The following is a 16,957-nucleotide window of genomic DNA, read 5'->3' as shown; positions in this document are numbered from 1 at the left end:
AAACTCTTCAGTTTAAAATCAATAGTACCTATAGGGCACCAATCTTGGCTCATCAATTACTGACAAAAATTTGCTCAAATAAACTTCGAGTAATTTCTACCATCAATCAATGAAAATAATTTCGATCGATCAATCAGTAAAAATCCACACAAGTTGTTCTTCATAATCTCTTAATGATCTTCTTGTTGGTTCGTCACCAGCAAGCTAGGTCGGCTATATTACGCTTTATTTCTAAAGAGTCAACCAGTAATTCAAATTATTTTTAAACTTATCAAATAAAACCCAACTTAATCAATTCAACCAAGTCATTGTTTTATCAGAAGTTTTAATCTTCATCACCGCCGATGGATGTGCATTCTACAGTATTTCAGCACCGTTGCAACACCTTTTTTAAAATAATTATTTTGAACGCACATTTTTCACTCAAATTACATTTTTTCATTCATATTTTGATCAAATTTGGTTTAATAGTAATAAATCAGGATTATTTGAACGTTTTTACTTATTATACGGCAAACATTTTGCCGCGCTAAAAGCGTCAGGACTATATATGCGCCAAACTTCTTTTTTATATGCAGGATTATTGTCACTTGTCGTAACAACACCTGTATTTGCAAATGACGAAGCTTCAGCACCTGTTGCTCAAGATTCAGAAGCTGCCAATAAATCAAAAACACAACAACTTGCGCATGCTGCGATGGTCAAGTCATCTGAAGTTGCAAAAAAATTATCTGTTAATGCGAATGCAGCACAATCAGAAGAAGATAAAGACCCTTTCCAACCGATCAACCGGAAAGTTTACGCATTTAATGATTATTTAGATGTCCATATTGCCCGCCCTGCTGCTGTGCAATATGTCGCAAAAACTCCAAAGGATATTCGTGAATCTTATCGTTTATTCCGTAAAAATTTAGGCGAACCTTGGAATGCGTTTAACCAACTCATCCAAGGACGACCGACACGTGCCGCAAAAAGTCTAGGTCGCTTTACTGTTAATACACTGACAACTTTAGGCTTTGCTGACCCTGCGAGTCGCCTAGGCCTAGAAACCGAAGATGAAAATTTTGGTGCAACTTTAGGATATTACGGTATTCCTTCTGGTCCTTATATTGTTCTACCAGTGCTTGGCCCAAGCACATTGCGCCAAACCGTTGGTCTAGCTGTAGATAGTCAAGGACGTCCACAGAAATATATGCTTGATGGTCATGATGTAGCTTACTGGTCTGAGCAAACTTTACGTGGAATTGATACTCGCGCTCAATTACTGGATATCGAAGGTGTATTGCAAGGCGATAAATATGCTCAAATTCGTGATATCTATTTGCAACGCCTGAACTATTCTATTGCCGAGAAAAAAGGTATTGCTGAAGAAAACTTATTTATTGATGAAGAAGATGACGATATTGATGAATCTGAAGATAATTCAACAGATGTTTCATCTGATGATTCTACCGATTTCATTGATGATAGCAGTTCAGATGATACCGACACGGTAACAACTGAATAAATAAAATTTTTCAATTGGCTGGTGTGGTTTTTCCCTCCAGCCATCATTAGCTTGCTATAGTACACTTATTGTCTATCGAAGGATTCATCTAATTCTTTATGTATTTCATTCAACCTACTCGTGATATTCCATATTTAGATCAGGTACTTGATGCGCTTCCTAGCGTACAAATGATTAACATTGAAGATCTAGACTTGTATGATCCAACGATCATTGCAATTGCTGATGTTGCCGACTTTTTAAATCACCAATGGACACTTCCTACCATTGTGCTCGCTTTTGAGCATGAGGGCGCTGCATTGGCTCAAGCGTGGCAACAAGGTGCTTTAGCAGGATGGGTGTGGGATCATATTCCAACTAACCTCCAAGCAGCACTCACTAAAATTGATGCGCAATACAAACGCAATCAAGACAGCCGCGACCTCCCTTCTGCTGCAGATTTGCAAAAACGCTTACTGCCAAATCCAATCGAACTCCACAATTATAAAGTTGAAACATTCTTCCAACCTTCTGCTTATTTATCGGGTGATTGGTACGATTACTGGAAAATCAGCGATAAAGAAATTATGTTTTATCTCGCAGATGTGTCTGGTCATGGGGTAACGAGTAGTTTACTGACCTCATGGATGGCTGCTTTCCACGGTCGTTCAAAAACCCCGAGAGAACTCATCAAAAAGCTCAATGGCATGCTGGTTCAAGAAAATATTGAAAAGCACATTACCATGATTGCTGGGATACTCAATCTCGATACGCATGTCTTGAAATGGTCTAGTGCAGGGCATTATCCGCCGGCCATTTTATTTGAACCCGGTCTTCCTGCGCGAATTTTAAATACCAGCAGCTTCCCACTCGGCTTAACTGAAGACCTAGAAGTTGAAGAGTTTGAATTTATCTTAAATCGTTATTCTCGCTTTGTAATTTGCTCCGATGGCGCACTCGAACCTTTTGACGGTGGATTGAATGAACAGCTAGGTCAATTGGTCTATCACTTGCAAAATCAATCATTTCAAGCACCAGACCATGTTGCTGACGACATTGCCATCCTAAGTTTACGTCGAATCAATTAATCACGAAATCAATCACTTAAACCGAATACGACTTTCTGATCATACTCGGCTACTTGAGTAAGCTGTGCCCCTATGGGATAATTTACTATCCTTCTCTGCAAATGGCATTTATATGTCAACAGGTCATGTTGAATATGCAAGCTTGAACGGAACGCATATTTTTAAGCTTATTGGCGAAGTGCGTGCCCAATCTTGTATTAGTCTAGACAAGTTATTAAACAAAATTGAACAGCAACAAAATGTCGTCGGTGCAATCGTTGATTTAACCCAAACGACATTTATCGATAGTACTGTTCTTGGCATTTTGGCGAAACTGGGTTTGAAGCTCAAACAAGTTCACCATATCCAAGCGGTAATGTTGTCTACAAACTCTGATATCACAACGCTTGCCAATAGCATGGGTTTAGGTCAGGTGTTTGTTATTTTGAATTATTGTGGTGATCCAAATGTATGCACTCGCGCACTTATGGAAGAACACATTACCCATAGCAATATGCTGAATACGGTTTTAGATGCACACAAAACGCTGATGAAACTAAATGATAGCAACCAAAATATGTTTGAGCCTTTGGTCAAACAACTGCAAAAAGAGCAGGACAATCTAGAGCAACCCAAGCAGCAAAATGTCTAATTTAGGTTAATCACAGCAGAGACCCTCTTCGCATGACTTTACTTTCCGTTGCACAAATGAATTCTCAAAATAACATTGAAGATAACTTCAAAGTGATTGAATCATTGATGCAACAAAGTCAGGCTCAAGGTGCGAGTCTCATTGTATTTCCTGAAAATTTTGTCTGCTTTGCCGCAGGTAAACAACGCGAAACCGCGGCGCAATTTGAAAGTATTCAGCAGCGACTAGAACAACTCGCACATCGTTATCAACTTTGGATTGTTGCGGGCACACTCCCATGCCCTTATCGTCCAGATGGTTCAATCATTCAAGATGGCCGTGTCCGTACGGTCAGCCTGTGTATCAGCCCTGAACGTACCGAAGCACGTTATGACAAAATTCATTTATTTGATGTGCAAGTTGGTGACGCTGTCGGTGGCTATCAAGAATCAAAATTCTTTGAACCTGGTACTGAAACCGTAGTTGCAACAACACCTTTTGGCAATATTGGCCTGATGGTGTGCTACGACTTGCGCTTTCCTGAACTGGCTTTGAAACTTCGTAGCCAAGGTGCAAACATTTTAACGGCGCCTGCAGCTTTTACTTATACCACGGGTGAAATGCACTGGCAGTTGTTACTGCAAGCTCGTGCCATGGATAGCCAATGTGCTGTACTGGGTGCTGCACAACAAGGTTGGCATGGTGAAAAGCGTCAAACTTGGGGGCATGCTGGAGCAAGCAACAGCCGCGGTCAAATTTTAGCAATCACCGCAGAAGAAGGCGCTCAACTACTCACGGTTCCTTTTGACTTAGACGAACAGCAACAGATTCGTGCATCTATGCCACTGATGCAGCACCGTGTTTTGGTTCAATATTGATTTTCACACTGTATAAAATTACAAAAAAACTGAATATTATTTAAACAAAATCCCCCACGATATGATTTTGAACCATCATCTGAGGGATTAGAAAAATGACTTTAGAAAAAGCAGTTTATACAGCCCATGCAAAAGCCACTGGTGGTCGTGATGGTCGTGCAACGACATCCGATGGTCATTTAGATGTTCAATTGGCTGTGCCGAAAATTATGGGGGGTACAGGTAATGGTACGAATCCTGAACAACTCTTCGCCGCTGGTTATTCAGCCTGTTTTTTAGGTGCAATGAAATTTGTGTCTAACCGAGATAAAATTTCGATTGCCCCTGCTGCCTATGTTGAAGGTGATGTTGGTATCGGTCCTATTCCAACAGGATTTGGTATCGAAGTGACGCTTAATATTCATCTTGAAGGTATGGATGCAAGCGAGGCACAGAAATTGGTCGATGCCGCGCATATTGTATGCCCCTATTCAAATGCGACCCGAAACAATATTAATGTCACTTTAAATGTTTTGACTTAAATCCATTTGCACCTATCTATACAAAGCACTGTTTTAATTCCTTATAAAATAGTGCTTTGAGTTTTTTGACCTCTACACATCTACAGCTGAGCTCAAAATAAAATCTTATCCATTTCCAATACATTTAAATATTCATATTCAGCTACCAAAACCTTGCTAAAATATATAACGATTCTTATTTACATTATTTGTTGATCTATGATGCTTAAACCTCTCCTTATCAGTACATTGCTAATCAGCGCATCCACACTGAGTTTTGCCGAATTAACCCTGTCTGAAAAAGTCCGTCCTCAGATTAAATCCTTGGTCAATCCAGATATTCAACGTCTTGCGCTACCACCAACACCAAACAACATGTCTTTACCTGCCTATGGTCAAAGCATCATTGGTTGGGGTACAGGCCCAGAAGGTGCTGCAGCACGCTTAGCCAATATCAACAAAGCCGACGTTGAAAAGCTTAAAACTCAAGATGTCACTTTAGAGATGGTTCAAACTTGGCAAAAGTTTTATGAAAATGAAACGCAGCGCAATGCAGGTAACCCAACCGCGCCCATTCGTGCTGAATTGATGAAGAAAGTTGTCAGTTTGTGGTAAGTGAAAGACCGTACAGCCCATATTTTTGGGCTGTTTTTAGTTCAAATTAGAAATAAAAAATCATGAGACATTCGATAGAAAGATTAATGAATAAAATTAAAAAATGTTTAATATTCAAACTATAATTAACTATACATCCATAAAAAAATTAAAATCATTTTCAGGACTTTACAATGAAAACATACTTTTCGATGCTTTTTCTAAGCTTGGCCTTAACCGCATGTAGCCAAACACCTGCGCCTGATTTTTCAGGGGAATGGAAACAAACACCTGACACGGAGAGCCTTCGCAAACTTTCAATCAGCAAACAAGGCGATGACTATCAAATTAAAGACGAATTTTGGCTCGATAAAAATAATACTGAGCGCATTTCTAGTGCTTCATCCGGTATGGCCGAAGTGAATAATGATGTTTTGAAATATAAAGAGAGCAATAGCATTGAAATGAAACTCAGTGATGCAACTCAGCTCACTCTGACAGACAAAGCATATGATGCTGTAATTCATTTTGAAAAGATTAATTAAAGCAAAGCCCCGAATCATTACACAGGCTTCGGGGCTTTATTTATATTTCACACCGACTATTCAGCCGCTTCATTCGTCACTCTGAGCACTTCTTCAATGGTGGTTTTACCTGCCAAAACTTTACGCAAACCATCATCACGAATTGAACCCGCATTTGCACGTACATGATTTTCTAACTCAAACTCAGCAGCATTACCATGAATGAGGCGACGTGTTTGCTCATCAATCGGGACGATTTCATAAATTGCGGTACGCCCTGTAAATCCAGTATGCGAGCATTGTTCACATCCTTTAGGTTGTGGCAATTTTAATTCGGCCGATGCATCGAGATGCTTAAATAAGTCTTTTTCAAAATCATCGGCATCATGCCAAGTCGCACAGTGACGGCACAAGGTTCGAACCAAACGCTGCGCCACCACACCGATCAATGAGCTTGAAAGTAGAAAGGGTTCAATCCCCATGTCTTTAAGACGGGTCACCGCACCGATTGCTGTATTGGTATGCAGCGTTGAAAGTACCAAATGGCCTGTTAATGACGCTTGTACTGCAATTTCAGCAGTTTCTAAATCACGAATCTCACCGACCATCACCACATCTGGGTCTTGTCGAAGCATGGCTTTTAATGCACGAGCAAAGGTCATATCCACTTTGGTATTGACCTGCGTCTGCCCGATCCCTTCAAGTTGATACTCAATCGGATCTTCTGCAGTCAATATATTTTTTGAACCATCATTTAGATCAGACAATGCCGCATATAAAGTGGTGGTTTTACCCGAACCCGTTGGTCCCGTAACTAAAATAATGCCATGCGGACGATGCACCAGTTGTTTCAGTCGATCATAGTCATGTTGCATCAAGCCCAAATGGGTCATATTTAAACGCCCAGCTTGTTTATCGAGTAAACGCATCACCACACGTTCACCATAGGAAGATGGTAAGGTTGATACACGAACATCGACTTCACGGCCCGCCAAACGCAGTGAAATACGACCATCTTGTGGAATTCGCTTTTCTGCAATATCGAGTTTAGCCATGACTTTGATCCGTGACACCAACAATGGCGCAAGCTCGCGACGTGGCTGGACAATTTCACGTAATTGACCATCGACACGTAAGCGGACAGACAGCTTTTTTTCAAAAGATTCGATATGAATATCTGAAGCACCGACACGGATCGCTTCCGACAATAAGGCATTGATTAAGCGTACAATCGGCGCATCATCCTCCTGATCCATCAAATCTTCAGCTTCTGGTACAGAGTCCGCAAGGCTAAGTAAATCAGGATGATCTTCCAGACCCGCTGCCACTTGTTGAGACTCACCGGTGTCTCCGGCAAAGCTTGCACTGAGTAATTGATTAAATTCTTGCTCGCCACATAATTGATATTGTGCAGGATGCCCTAAATAGCGACGTGCTTCTTGTAAAGCCAGCAGTGGCGTGCTGTCACGACGTACAATAAAAGCTTGATCACCCTCATATCGAAGCAATACGCCATGACGTTTGGCAAAACTATATGGTATTTGTAATTGTTTAAGTACTTGCATCACGCATTATAATGATGAAAAAAGTTGTTTTGAGTGTACTCTAAGCATCTGACAGCGTGAAGTCTGTTTTTAGGATTTATCAATTTAAGGGAAATGAACATTGCCATTAGAGAACGAAATCACTGAAAAAAGTAATCCAAAAATTAAATGGTGGGGGGAATATCAATTTGAACTGAATCACCCGCGCAGTTGGCAGTTTGGGTCTTTATTGTTCCGTGTAACGCGCGGCATGCAAGAGTGGCGTATGGAATACCATCGCCCGACCTTTCAGTTTGACTATGAGCAGCAATGGCATCCGATTCAAGACCCTGAATTTGGTTTTCCACAGCCCATTAAAATGGAACGTTATATGTTCCGCCAGACACATGACAAAATTCAAATTATGCCACGTTTGGCCGATCGGTCTGTGGTGATTAAACCAGTCGATCCGATTTATATTCCAGCTGGACAGCGCGGAACGCTATATATCAGCACACCGCTTTGGATTGCTGGTTTTGTCGAAGGTCTTAGAGAACCTTTGTTTGATATACCTGTGATTCTACCAAAAGATACCTGGTTTGGTCCGAACCATCGAATGGGTGAAATTTGCTATGCCACAGCAGTTGATGGTCGTACAGAACTTAAACAACTCAAACCTCGTGCTTTTCGTGCTGTAACCCCTATTGAGTTTCATAACGTGAGTAATCAACAGATTCGCTTTGACCGTATGAATGTCCCTGTACCGGCTTTGCCATTATTTTATAGTGAAAGTACAGGACGTTTATGGACTTCACAAATTCGGGTCGTGCATGAGGGTCATGACAAACCGCCGCGGGTCAAAATTGAAAACCGTACACCGCCACAAGCAGGTGACGTGATTTATCTGCATCCGCCACGCGAGTCAGCCAATGTGCTGTTCAATATGTTTGATTCATTTTTCTAACGGTGAGCCATGGCAGATTTAAATATTTCGACAGAAATTACCAGCAGCCTAAAAGGAATGGTCGCCAATCTCAATACTGATCGGCTGACGGAATTATTGGTGGCTGTATTATTGGCAGTCATCGGCTTTCTGATTGCCCGTTTTATCTCGAATACCTTTATTCGTACTGTAGGTATGCGTTTCAATGCCCATCAGCAGTTGGTTTGGCGTCGCGGGATTTTCTATTTCATCTTTTTAATCTTTGTGATGGCCAGTTTAAAAGAAGCCGGCTTTAAACTCAGCGTGTTCTTGGGTGCAGCGGGTATTTTAACGGTCGCACTGGGTTTTGCCTCGCAAACGTCCGCATCCAACCTGATCAGCGGGATGTTCTTGATCGGTGAAGGTTCTTTTGAAGTCGGTGATACCATTCAATTAACACTGATTCGTGGGCATACCATTGAAGGTGAAGTGATCTCGATTGATTTACTGTCGGTCAAATTACTCACGCAGGACAATGTCTATGTCCGTTTGCCGAATGAACAACTGATTCGGGCACCTGTACATAACTTGTCTAAGTTTCCAATACGGCGCATTCCAATTACCCTTGCGATTAACTTTCATGAAGACATCATCAAAGTCCGCGAAGTTTTATTAGATGCCGTCAGTAAATATCCATTGGTCTTGGCCGATCCTAAACCTGCCGTGACCGTCACTGCCTTTCGAGAATCTTCCATTGAGCTGCTTTTTGCCATTTGGTGTCAAAGAGAGAATTTCCTAAAAGTCCGCGATGAGATGCAAGAACGGATTCGTAATGCCTTTGTAGAAAATAAAATTGAAATCCCTGTACCGAAAATGGGTTTTGTTGACCACCCGCTTTCTACACAAGTAAACGATGCTGACGTCGATCAATATGCCAATGCACAAGAGATTCAACGAGAGCCTCAACTCAAATAATGGTTTATAGAATTGATATAAAAAGCCCTGCATATCATCAAATGTGCAGGGCTTTTTTATTATCTACTATTTATAGCCAACGACCTCTACAGCTTAGTGATCTAGTACGTTTAAGAACTTCATCATGGTTCAATCTTGTCATTCGGCATGGGTGCAATATAGGCAATCAAAAGCATGGCAAAACCTGCCGCCATAAATGAAATCACTCGCATGAGTGTGCCGACATGAGATAAATCCAGCAAGACCAATTTCAAAGTGACCAAGACCAAAATACTGCCGCCGAGCAGCCAAACTGAACGTAATTGACGCTGAGCGGCAAAGCGCATACTCACCAAAGCCAATAACACCCACAGCACGGTAAAACTCAGCTGAATGGTCGCATTACTCCAAATGTCTAAACTGTTATAAGGTGTATCCAGATACCTATGTAAGGCACGGAGCACAACATAGCTACTTAACCAAAGTAGCCCAAGAACACTCAACACGGCAGCCAAGCTACGATCTAAACCAGCTTTTAACTGTTGATTCAACATCCATAAAAAAGCCGCCAATAACAGCAAACTCACTGCATCAAAAGGATTCAGTATCGGCAAGATATATCCCACAAAGGCCTGCTGACTAAATAATTGCGAACTAATGATCCAACTCAAAGCCAAAAACAAACTGCTACGCGCTTGCCAAAACATTTTCCAGGCCGGTTGCTGCGCTTGCCAATAACACCATGCACAAAATATCAGCGGCAAAATTACCACACTGATATACGGCATACTGGGTATCAGCGTCAGACTGGTCCACGCCAAGCTACTCAAAATTCCGAGACTGACCCATTCTTTTTCTTCACGCACACCGAGTAATGGTCGTAGCCAAAGCAGCGTCAAGCTCAGCCCAGCGAATGCAAAATAAATCTGCTCCATCGTTGAATGCCAAATTAACTGACCGTTCTCACTCACTGAAATAACTTGGTACAGCCCCATCACATAAACAGGCACTAGACCGGTCCACTTAATGATGGACCAACTCCACGAAGCTTTTCGTTTTAACAAGCCTTCATTCACCAACAGATAGGCCACACTGACAATCAATAAACTCAAGGCCAATTGATGACTACTCTGCAGCCAATCTAAGAGCAACATGATGAACATGGTGGTTGCTGAGAGCATTTGCACACATTGAAAGGCAATACTCGAACTTGAAAGCTGTTTATGAAATGCAGGAACAGCATGCGTCACGATAATGGCCGCCAAATAGCTCAAACACACTCCCCAATACATCTGTGCAGGGAAATGTGGCAGTTGAACCAAATAATACAGACTTGAACAACCCGCCATCACCAAGAGCGCCATGCCTAAATAACGGCTGATATTGGACTGCTTGTATAGGGCATATATAAATATCAATGCACCTTCAACTGCCCAACCGACCACACTCCACTGCTCTTTCAATACTATCGGTGGAATCAATGCCAAGAAAATTAAGGTCAAACTCAAATAACTTTGTGCAATCAGTGGGATCACAGCACTACGTTTACTGATGCTATACAGTGCGGCAAAAAGCGCTGCAAATAGCAAGCTATACCCCGCCTGCCATACGGTTTCCTCAAAATACATCAAATACAATGCCAGATAAGCAAGCACTGGTGCAGCAAAAATCAGTGCAATATCCAAGGCAGGTTTAAGCTGAAAATGCGCAAGATCTTGTTTCGCCAATAACTGGCTAAAACGAAAACCAAGCCAGATGAAAATCGCGGCATGGGCTAAAACTAGCACGCTCATCATCTGCCGTTCGGTGGTGTATCCGTGGTAAAAAGCATATCCACCACCCATGATTACCGTCATCAAAAATGCTATTTGATTTAGATATTTCCACGGTCTTAAAGTACTCATGACTGCAACAGCCAGATTAATTACAAGATAATAGGCAATAAATTCCGTTGCAGTTGCATCACGAACAGGCAAGGTAAATGGCGCAAGATAGGCGATCAGCATTGCCATAATTGCCAGTTCTACCGACTGTTGTTTCAGACTGAGCCAAATCGTCAATGCCATAAGTGCAGCATATAATAGACAAGCTATGCCAAAGCCCGGAATGACGGCATTGTAATAGGCAAAAAATAAAGTCAAAAACAGCGCTGCAAGACCTAGACCTTCTAGAGCCAAGGCAAAACTGCGATTTTTGGTTTGCAGCCAAAAACCCAGTCCGACAACACCAGCACTGATCAAACTCACGATCAGCAGTTTCATGGCCAAGCTTAGTTGCCAATGCTCTGTGGCAAATCTAAGTAAGAGCACCACGCCGATCACCAAGACCAATACCGCCACTTTTAACACGGGATTGCCTTGGAAAAGCCATTGCTGAATTTGACTAGATAGATTTGGCGCAGACTTGGATGGTGTATTAGAAGGCATTGAATTGAATGATGCCTGATGTCTAGCTTTACCAACTGCCGTCGCGGGATGTACAGATGGTGTATCGTTAGAATCAAAATTTTCAGGACGGTCTATTGTCGACGCTGATATTGAAGTAGCCGTTTGGCTGGATTGCGAATGAAGCACCTGTCCTTGCAATAGATGCAGTTGACGTTCTAATCGTTTCAGCCAACGCAGAAAAAAATAGACCCACAGGCTAATCCCAATCGCAACCAAGTATCCCAGTTCTGTTAACACTCCAACGACCGTTAATAACGATGCAATATATAACGGAACCTTTGATGCCACTTGAAATGATTGTTTTGATGAGCTCAGTGCATCAGCGCCGTGCTGTAAATCATCGACATAATTCATCACACTGAGCATAAAACCAATGCCGCTGATATAACTCAGGATACGGAGGTCTAAGTACCATGCCCCGATCCCCACCATAATCAGCGACATCAACCAAATCATCTTGATTTCATTATTCTGTTTCAGCATACCTGCTTCGTCATTTTCCTGAATGTTTTGATGATACATGAGCCCGACGGATGGATTAAAACTATTCATCAGTGATTCGGTAAGTTACATATACAATCTAGACTCAGCGTACGGGCAAAAAATCACGTACAATAAAACCGTTTTTAGGATTAGGAAATTATCAATGCCACCATTTGTCTTGGTCGATGGCTCATACTTTTTATTTCGTGCCTACCATGCACTGCCACCATTAACCACTTCAACCGGTTTGCATACCAATGCAATCCGAGGTGCCATTTCTGCCATCCAAAAATTAATGCGTCGTATTCAACCGACGCATATGGCCGTTATTTTCGACACACCTGAACCAACCTTCCGTCATGAATTATCCCCGATTTATAAGGGTGACCGTCCAAGTATGCCTGAAGAATTATCACAACAAATTCCATATCTTCATGCATTAATTCGTGCTCTTGGAATTCCGCTGCATATGTTGCCGGGCGCTGAAGCCGATGACATTATCGGAACTTTGGCCAAACGCGCTGAAGCAGCCGGCCATCAAGTTTTGATCTCCACCGGTGACAAAGACATGGCGCAGCTCGTTACTGAGCGTGTCACTTTAGAAGACAGCTTCAAAGACAAACCGATGGACGTTCAAGGCGTTTTTGAAAAATTTGGGGTGTGGCCGAATCAAATCATTGACTACCTCACCCTGATGGGCGATGCCTCTGATGGTATCCGTGGTGTACCCGGTGTTGGCGCAAAAACGGCAGCGAAACTTTTAACCGAGTACGGCTCGATTGGCGGCATCTTAGAAAATATTGACAGCATTAAAGGTAAAGTCGGTCAAAACATTAAAGACAATGTCGAAGGGATTACTCTTGACCACCAACTGGCGAGCATCGTTTGTGACCTCGACATGGGCCTTAAATACGAAGATTTGAAACTTGCCGACCCAAATATTCCAGCACTGCGTGATTTATATACGGAACTAGAATTCCGTAACCAACTGCAGTCTTTAGATCATCCGAACAACCCCAATGGCGCAACCTACAAACAAGCAGCCAAAGCCATCAACACCACGGCGACTGTAGCCAATGCACCTGAAGTTGAAGATCAAGCGGACAAAACCAGTGTTGATGACTTACTTGGTGAAGCACGTTATCACACGGTATTGACTCAAGAAGATTGGGATGTGTTATTTAAACGTCTAAGTACTGAAAAGCGTTTTGCCTTTGATACTGAAACCACCAGCCTCGACTACCGCGTGGCACAGATTGTGGGTTTCTCGGTGGCTTTAGATGCACATGATGCCTATTACGTGCCGCTTGCGCATGATTATGAAGGTGCGCCGAAACAACTTGATCGCGACACGATCCTGAATCAACTCAAACCTTTACTTGAAGATAATGACGTACAAAAAATTGGTCATCATCTCAAATATGATGCACATGTCTTAGAAAATCATGGCATTCATTTGGCAGGTTGGTATTTCGATACCATGTTGGCCTCTTATGTCCTTAACTCTGTGGCTACACGTCATGGGATGGATGACGTCGCGCGTTTGTATTTAAGTCATCTCACTACGACGTTCGAACAAGTGGCGGGCAAAGGTGCAAAACAAAAGACCTTTAACCAAATTGAGCTTGAAACGGCAGCCCATTATGCCGCAGAAGATGCCCATGTGACCTATCGTCTATATGAAGTACTCGATAAGAAGTTACAAGCTCACCCGGAGCTGATCAATATTTTGCACAATATTGAAATGCCTGTTGCTCGTGTTCTAACCTCTATGGAAGAAAACGGCATTGAATTGGATATGAACTTCCTCGACCAACTCGGTGTGGAATTTGCCAATACCATTCAAAATTTAGAAACAGAAATTACCGATCTTGCGGGTCAAAGCTTCAATGTCAGCTCACCAAAACAAGTTGGTGAGATTCTGTTTGATAAATTAGGTTTAAAAGGCGGTAAGAAAACTTCTACAGGTCAGTACAGTACCAGTGAAAGTGTGTTAGAAAAAATCGACCATCCGATTACTGATTTAATTTTGGAATATCGTGGTCTCTCTAAACTGAAAAGCACCTATACCGACGGTTTGTTAAAGCAAGTGAATAATGACACACATCGTGTACATACCAGCTATCACCAAGCGTTAACGGCTACAGGTCGTCTGTCATCCACAGATCCAAACTTGCAAAACATTCCTGTCCGTGAAGATATTGGACGTCAAATCCGTAAAGCCTTTATTGCACCTGAAGGTCGCATTTTATTGGCAGCCGATTACTCGCAAATCGAATTACGTTTAATGGCGCACTTCTCACAAGATCATGCATTGGTCGATGCCTTCAATCATGGGCAAGATGTACATAAACGTACAGCGGCAGAAGTTTTGGGCATTCCACTCGACGAAGTGACTAGCAACCAACGTCGTCAAGCCAAAGCGGTGAACTTCGGTCTGCTCTATGGCATGTCAGAATTTGGTTTGACCCGTCAATTAGGTTTCACTCGTGAAGAGTCGCGTAACTATATTGGTAAATACTTCCAACGCTACCCTGGTGTTTTGGAATATATGGAACGTACTCGCAAAGTTGCACGTGAACAAGGTTTTGTGGAAACCATTTTAGGTCGTCGTCTGTATACACCAGACATTATGGCGAGCAACAAAATGGTGAAACAAGGCGCTGAACGTGCAGCGATCAATGCACCACTACAAGGTTCTGCGGCAGATATTATTAAATTGGCTATGATTGCAGTCGATAAAATCTTACCAAAAGATCAAGCCAAAATGTTACTGCAAGTACACGATGAATTGGTATTTGAAGTTGATGCTGCAATTGCCGATGAACTCTCTGCCCAACTGACTGAAGTGATGCAATCTGTGTTGAAAATTTCCGTTCCACTGATTGTGGAAGTCGGTCAAGGTAATAACTGGGACGAAGCACACTAATTCATTCACGTTCATTCACACCTTTCTCCTTCTAGGAGGAAGGTTGGGATAGAGGTGAGATGTTTCTTAGTTAGTAAAAATATCTTGTTTTACACCTCATATTAAATCCACAAAAAAGGACGCCTCGGCGCACTGCTGTCCCACAATTTTTCACAAGAGGAAGCTCATTTGAGCTTCCTCTTGTTTTATGGGTATTTTATCGGGTGAAAATAAAGCTTTTAAAGTTCTTCTTTCAAACAAATTCACTTGAATTATTCTGAGTAAACGTTGAACTGTCCAACCTGTTTTTCCTAAATGTTGAGCGAAACTCACCAATAAATAGGCGATCATCGCAATCCAGATTTGTGTCTGAATTGCGTTCCTGCTGCGACCTAGAAACGCTTTTAATTTGAGATTCTGCTTAATCGCCTTAAAGAACAGCTCAACTTTCCAACGATCTTTATAAATCGCCGCAATGGTGGAGGCGGCTAAATGAAAGTTATTGCTGAGAAAGCTAAAGTGCTTGCCACTTTGCTGATCTCTATATTCAATTCTTCTTAACACTGGGGCTTTTCTTTTTAGGGCATGTGCGCTATTCAGCTGAATGGTTTCATCTTTTAGAATACCTTTGGATTCAAGCACTGGATGTTGCTGGATCACCTGATACACAGATTTAGGCCTAAAACGTGTGACAAATCCAATGTTTTGAGCAGTCAGATTTGCATACCATTGGTAATCGACATAGCCTTTATCAAAAACTACAATGCTGCCAGCAGGAAACTGGAATTTGCGGCCTTGTACCATGTCATTTTCTTTGCCATTTTCAACTGCAACAAACTCAGGAATATCATTGCTGTGATTCAATCCTATACTGAGTTTCATGCTGGCTTTTGAGTCGTGAACTTTGGCCCATTCACATAAGGAAAGCGACAGGTCAATATGACTGGCATCCAAGGAATACAAGGGATTCTTAAAGCGAAATTTATGAGCGACTTTTGAGTGGTCATAGTATTTAAGCAACTTGTAAAATAGCTGTTGATACAAGGCAGCAGGCTGCTGCTCATTGATTCGTGCCAGCGTGCTTCGGGGAATAGACTTTGCTCCGAGATGACTTAGCTTTTCCTGTTGGCACTCCAAATTGGATTGAATATCTCTCAGACTTTGCCTACAAGAGAATTGAGACATCAATATGGCAATAAACTGATCCCACCGGGAAGCCGCTCTAAATTTCTGTCCAACATGGTGCACTTTAGCAAGTTGTTCAAAATCCTGTCGCACAACAGGTTTAATTAGCTCATGAAATACGGTATTCTGATGTGACAAAACCTGAATCCTGGTCGTTAAAGTGTTTGTTTGCACTCATATTTTAACTGTTAGGACTCAGGTTTTTTTATTTAAAGCAAACTATGGGACAGCAGTGCGCCTCGGCGTCCTTTTTAATTTAACTCATCTTAGCTCAGATTAAAGACCAGTCAATAATGCAATTGCGACTTGCTTCATAATGGTTTCCGCAACCAACAATGCCAAAATCGCAAAAATTGGTGACAAGTCAATCATCCCCATATTTGGAAGAATACGGCGGAATGGCGCAAGTAGCGGTTCTGCCAATTCTTGAACCACTTCAATATAAGGCGAACGTGACTGACTAAACATCACGACCCAACTCAAAATAATCGATGCAAAAATTAAGTAACGACAGAAACGGATTAAATCCTGAATCATGGTCACAAAGGTCATAATAATCAGATGGAATGGACTATTCACCGCCACGCCAGACAAATACATCAAACCAAACATTTTTAACAAATACAGAATCACCACCAACACTAAGGCCGCTGTATTTACCCGCCCTTTTGCCAAAGTGGGGAAAATTCGGCTAAAGATATCGACAATTTTTGTTGCTTTTGCTGTTGCCAAAACCACAGGGTTATATGGACTCACGGCAGCAAGCTGCATTAAAAAACGGAAAAATACGAGCAAAATTGCAACGTTAATAATGATTCCAAAAATTTGAGCAGAGCCCATACTTGAACTTTCCTA

14 protein-coding genes are annotated in these 16,957 nt (G+C 42.0%); 10 read left to right on the top strand and 4 right to left on the bottom strand.

Annotated elements, in window-relative coordinates:
• The first annotated feature begins 550 nt into the window (after nt 1-550).
• The 7 genes from FTU05_RS05225 to FTU05_RS05195 all read left to right on the top strand — a co-directional run bounded on the left by FTU05_RS05225 (nt 551) and on the right by FTU05_RS05195 (nt 5,701).
• Nucleotides 551-1,507 (top strand): VacJ family lipoprotein, encoded by a 957-nt coding sequence (locus FTU05_RS05225; protein WP_078189556.1) that lies wholly within the window; start codon nt 551-553, stop codon nt 1,505-1,507.
• A 98-nt stretch (nt 1,508-1,605) separates the two neighbouring features.
• On the top strand, nt 1,606-2,574 hold the full coding sequence (gene gigA / locus FTU05_RS05220) for an RsbU family protein phosphatase GigA (protein ID WP_180055952.1): 969 nt from the start codon (nt 1,606-1,608) through the stop codon (nt 2,572-2,574).
• 112 nt (nt 2,575-2,686) lie between these two features.
• Nucleotides 2,687-3,205, top strand: a complete 519-nt coding sequence (gene gigB, locus FTU05_RS05215) for an anti-anti-sigma factor GigB (protein ID WP_180020948.1) — start codon at nt 2,687-2,689, stop codon at nt 3,203-3,205.
• A 32-nt stretch (nt 3,206-3,237) separates the two neighbouring features.
• Nucleotides 3,238-4,062, top strand: a complete 825-nt coding sequence (locus FTU05_RS05210) for a carbon-nitrogen hydrolase family protein (protein ID WP_078192617.1) — start codon at nt 3,238-3,240, stop codon at nt 4,060-4,062.
• Between the two features lie 95 nt (nt 4,063-4,157).
• Entirely contained in the window at nt 4,158-4,583 is a 426-nt protein-coding gene (locus FTU05_RS05205; protein WP_078189560.1) for an organic hydroperoxide resistance protein, read from the top strand.
• 201 nt (nt 4,584-4,784) lie between these two features.
• On the top strand, nt 4,785-5,177 hold the full coding sequence (locus tag FTU05_RS05200; protein ID WP_180164451.1) for a DUF4951 domain-containing protein: 393 nt from the start codon (nt 4,785-4,787) through the stop codon (nt 5,175-5,177).
• A 173-nt stretch (nt 5,178-5,350) separates the two neighbouring features.
• Nucleotides 5,351-5,701, top strand: coding sequence for a hypothetical protein (locus tag FTU05_RS05195; RefSeq protein ID WP_180164440.1), 351 nt, complete (start codon nt 5,351-5,353; stop codon nt 5,699-5,701).
• A 56-nt stretch (nt 5,702-5,757) separates the two neighbouring features.
• Here the strand turns inward: FTU05_RS05195 and gspE are convergent, their stop codons facing one another.
• The gene (gene gspE / locus FTU05_RS05190) at nt 5,758-7,245 is read right to left on the bottom strand and encodes a type II secretion system ATPase GspE (protein ID WP_180105435.1); all 1,488 of its coding nucleotides are present in this window, start codon (nt 7,243-7,245) and stop codon (nt 5,758-5,760) included.
• Between the two features lie 100 nt (nt 7,246-7,345).
• On the opposite strand from gspE, the gene FTU05_RS05185 reads away from it, so the two are divergent.
• Together FTU05_RS05185 and FTU05_RS05180 are read left to right on the top strand one after the other, a co-directional pair.
• On the top strand, nt 7,346-8,167 hold the full coding sequence (locus FTU05_RS05185; protein WP_180025960.1) for a hypothetical protein: 822 nt from the start codon (nt 7,346-7,348) through the stop codon (nt 8,165-8,167).
• A 9-nt stretch (nt 8,168-8,176) separates the two neighbouring features.
• Nucleotides 8,177-9,100, top strand: a complete 924-nt coding sequence (locus tag FTU05_RS05180) for a mechanosensitive ion channel family protein (RefSeq protein ID WP_168379815.1) — start codon at nt 8,177-8,179, stop codon at nt 9,098-9,100.
• A 122-nt stretch (nt 9,101-9,222) separates the two neighbouring features.
• On the opposite strand, the gene FTU05_RS05175 is transcribed toward FTU05_RS05180, so the two are convergent.
• Nucleotides 9,223-12,009, bottom strand: a complete 2,787-nt coding sequence (locus tag FTU05_RS05175; protein ID WP_180164449.1) for a DUF2339 domain-containing protein — start codon at nt 12,007-12,009, stop codon at nt 9,223-9,225.
• Between the two features lie 163 nt (nt 12,010-12,172).
• Between FTU05_RS05175 and polA the strand changes: the two genes are divergently transcribed.
• Nucleotides 12,173-14,938, top strand: coding sequence for a DNA polymerase I (gene polA / locus FTU05_RS05170; protein WP_180164438.1), 2,766 nt, complete (start codon nt 12,173-12,175; stop codon nt 14,936-14,938).
• Nucleotides 14,939-15,088: 150 nt separating this feature from the next.
• On the opposite strand, the gene FTU05_RS05165 is transcribed toward polA, so the two are convergent.
• Nucleotides 15,089-16,240, bottom strand: coding sequence for an IS4-like element ISAbe18 family transposase (locus FTU05_RS05165; protein ID WP_104425765.1), 1,152 nt, complete (start codon nt 16,238-16,240; stop codon nt 15,089-15,091).
• Nucleotides 16,241-16,378: 138 nt separating this feature from the next.
• Nucleotides 16,379-16,942: a YggT family protein gene (locus FTU05_RS05160; RefSeq protein ID WP_078189567.1), complete on the bottom strand. Its 564-nt coding sequence runs from the start codon at nt 16,940-16,942 to the stop codon at nt 16,379-16,381.
• Nucleotides 16,943-16,957 lie beyond the last annotated feature (15 nt).

It is taken from the genome of Acinetobacter sp. YH12049 (genome assembly GCF_013419875.1).
Lineage (GTDB): Bacteria > Pseudomonadota > Gammaproteobacteria > Pseudomonadales > Moraxellaceae > Acinetobacter > Acinetobacter amyesii.
Note: the sequence above shows the minus strand (reverse complement) of the source record. Positions and strands in the feature narration are given on the sequence as shown.

Bases quoted from the DNA above. Each gene is read 5' to 3' on its own strand.
- FTU05_RS05225 (WP_078189556.1), top strand. From the start codon at position 551: ATGCGCCAAACTTCTTTTTTATATGCAGGATTATTGTCACTTGTCGTA.
- gigA (WP_180055952.1), top strand. From the start codon at position 1,606: ATGTATTTCATTCAACCTACTCGTGATATTCCATATTTAGATCAGGTA.
- gigB (WP_180020948.1), top strand. From the start codon at position 2,687: ATGTCAACAGGTCATGTTGAATATGCAAGCTTGAACGGAACGCATATT.
- FTU05_RS05210 (WP_078192617.1), top strand. From the start codon at position 3,238: ATGACTTTACTTTCCGTTGCACAAATGAATTCTCAAAATAACATTGAA.
- FTU05_RS05205 (WP_078189560.1), top strand. From the start codon at position 4,158: ATGACTTTAGAAAAAGCAGTTTATACAGCCCATGCAAAAGCCACTGGT.
- FTU05_RS05200 (WP_180164451.1), top strand. From the start codon at position 4,785: ATGCTTAAACCTCTCCTTATCAGTACATTGCTAATCAGCGCATCCACA.
- FTU05_RS05195 (WP_180164440.1), top strand. From the start codon at position 5,351: ATGAAAACATACTTTTCGATGCTTTTTCTAAGCTTGGCCTTAACCGCA.
- gspE (WP_180105435.1), bottom strand. From the start codon at position 7,245: ATGCAAGTACTTAAACAATTACAAATACCATATAGTTTTGCCAAACGT.
- FTU05_RS05180 (WP_168379815.1), top strand. From the start codon at position 8,177: ATGGCAGATTTAAATATTTCGACAGAAATTACCAGCAGCCTAAAAGGA.
- FTU05_RS05175 (WP_180164449.1), bottom strand. From the start codon at position 12,009: ATGCTGAAACAGAATAATGAAATCAAGATGATTTGGTTGATGTCGCTG.
- polA (WP_180164438.1), top strand. From the start codon at position 12,173: ATGCCACCATTTGTCTTGGTCGATGGCTCATACTTTTTATTTCGTGCC.
- FTU05_RS05160 (WP_078189567.1), bottom strand. From the start codon at position 16,942: ATGGGCTCTGCTCAAATTTTTGGAATCATTATTAACGTTGCAATTTTG.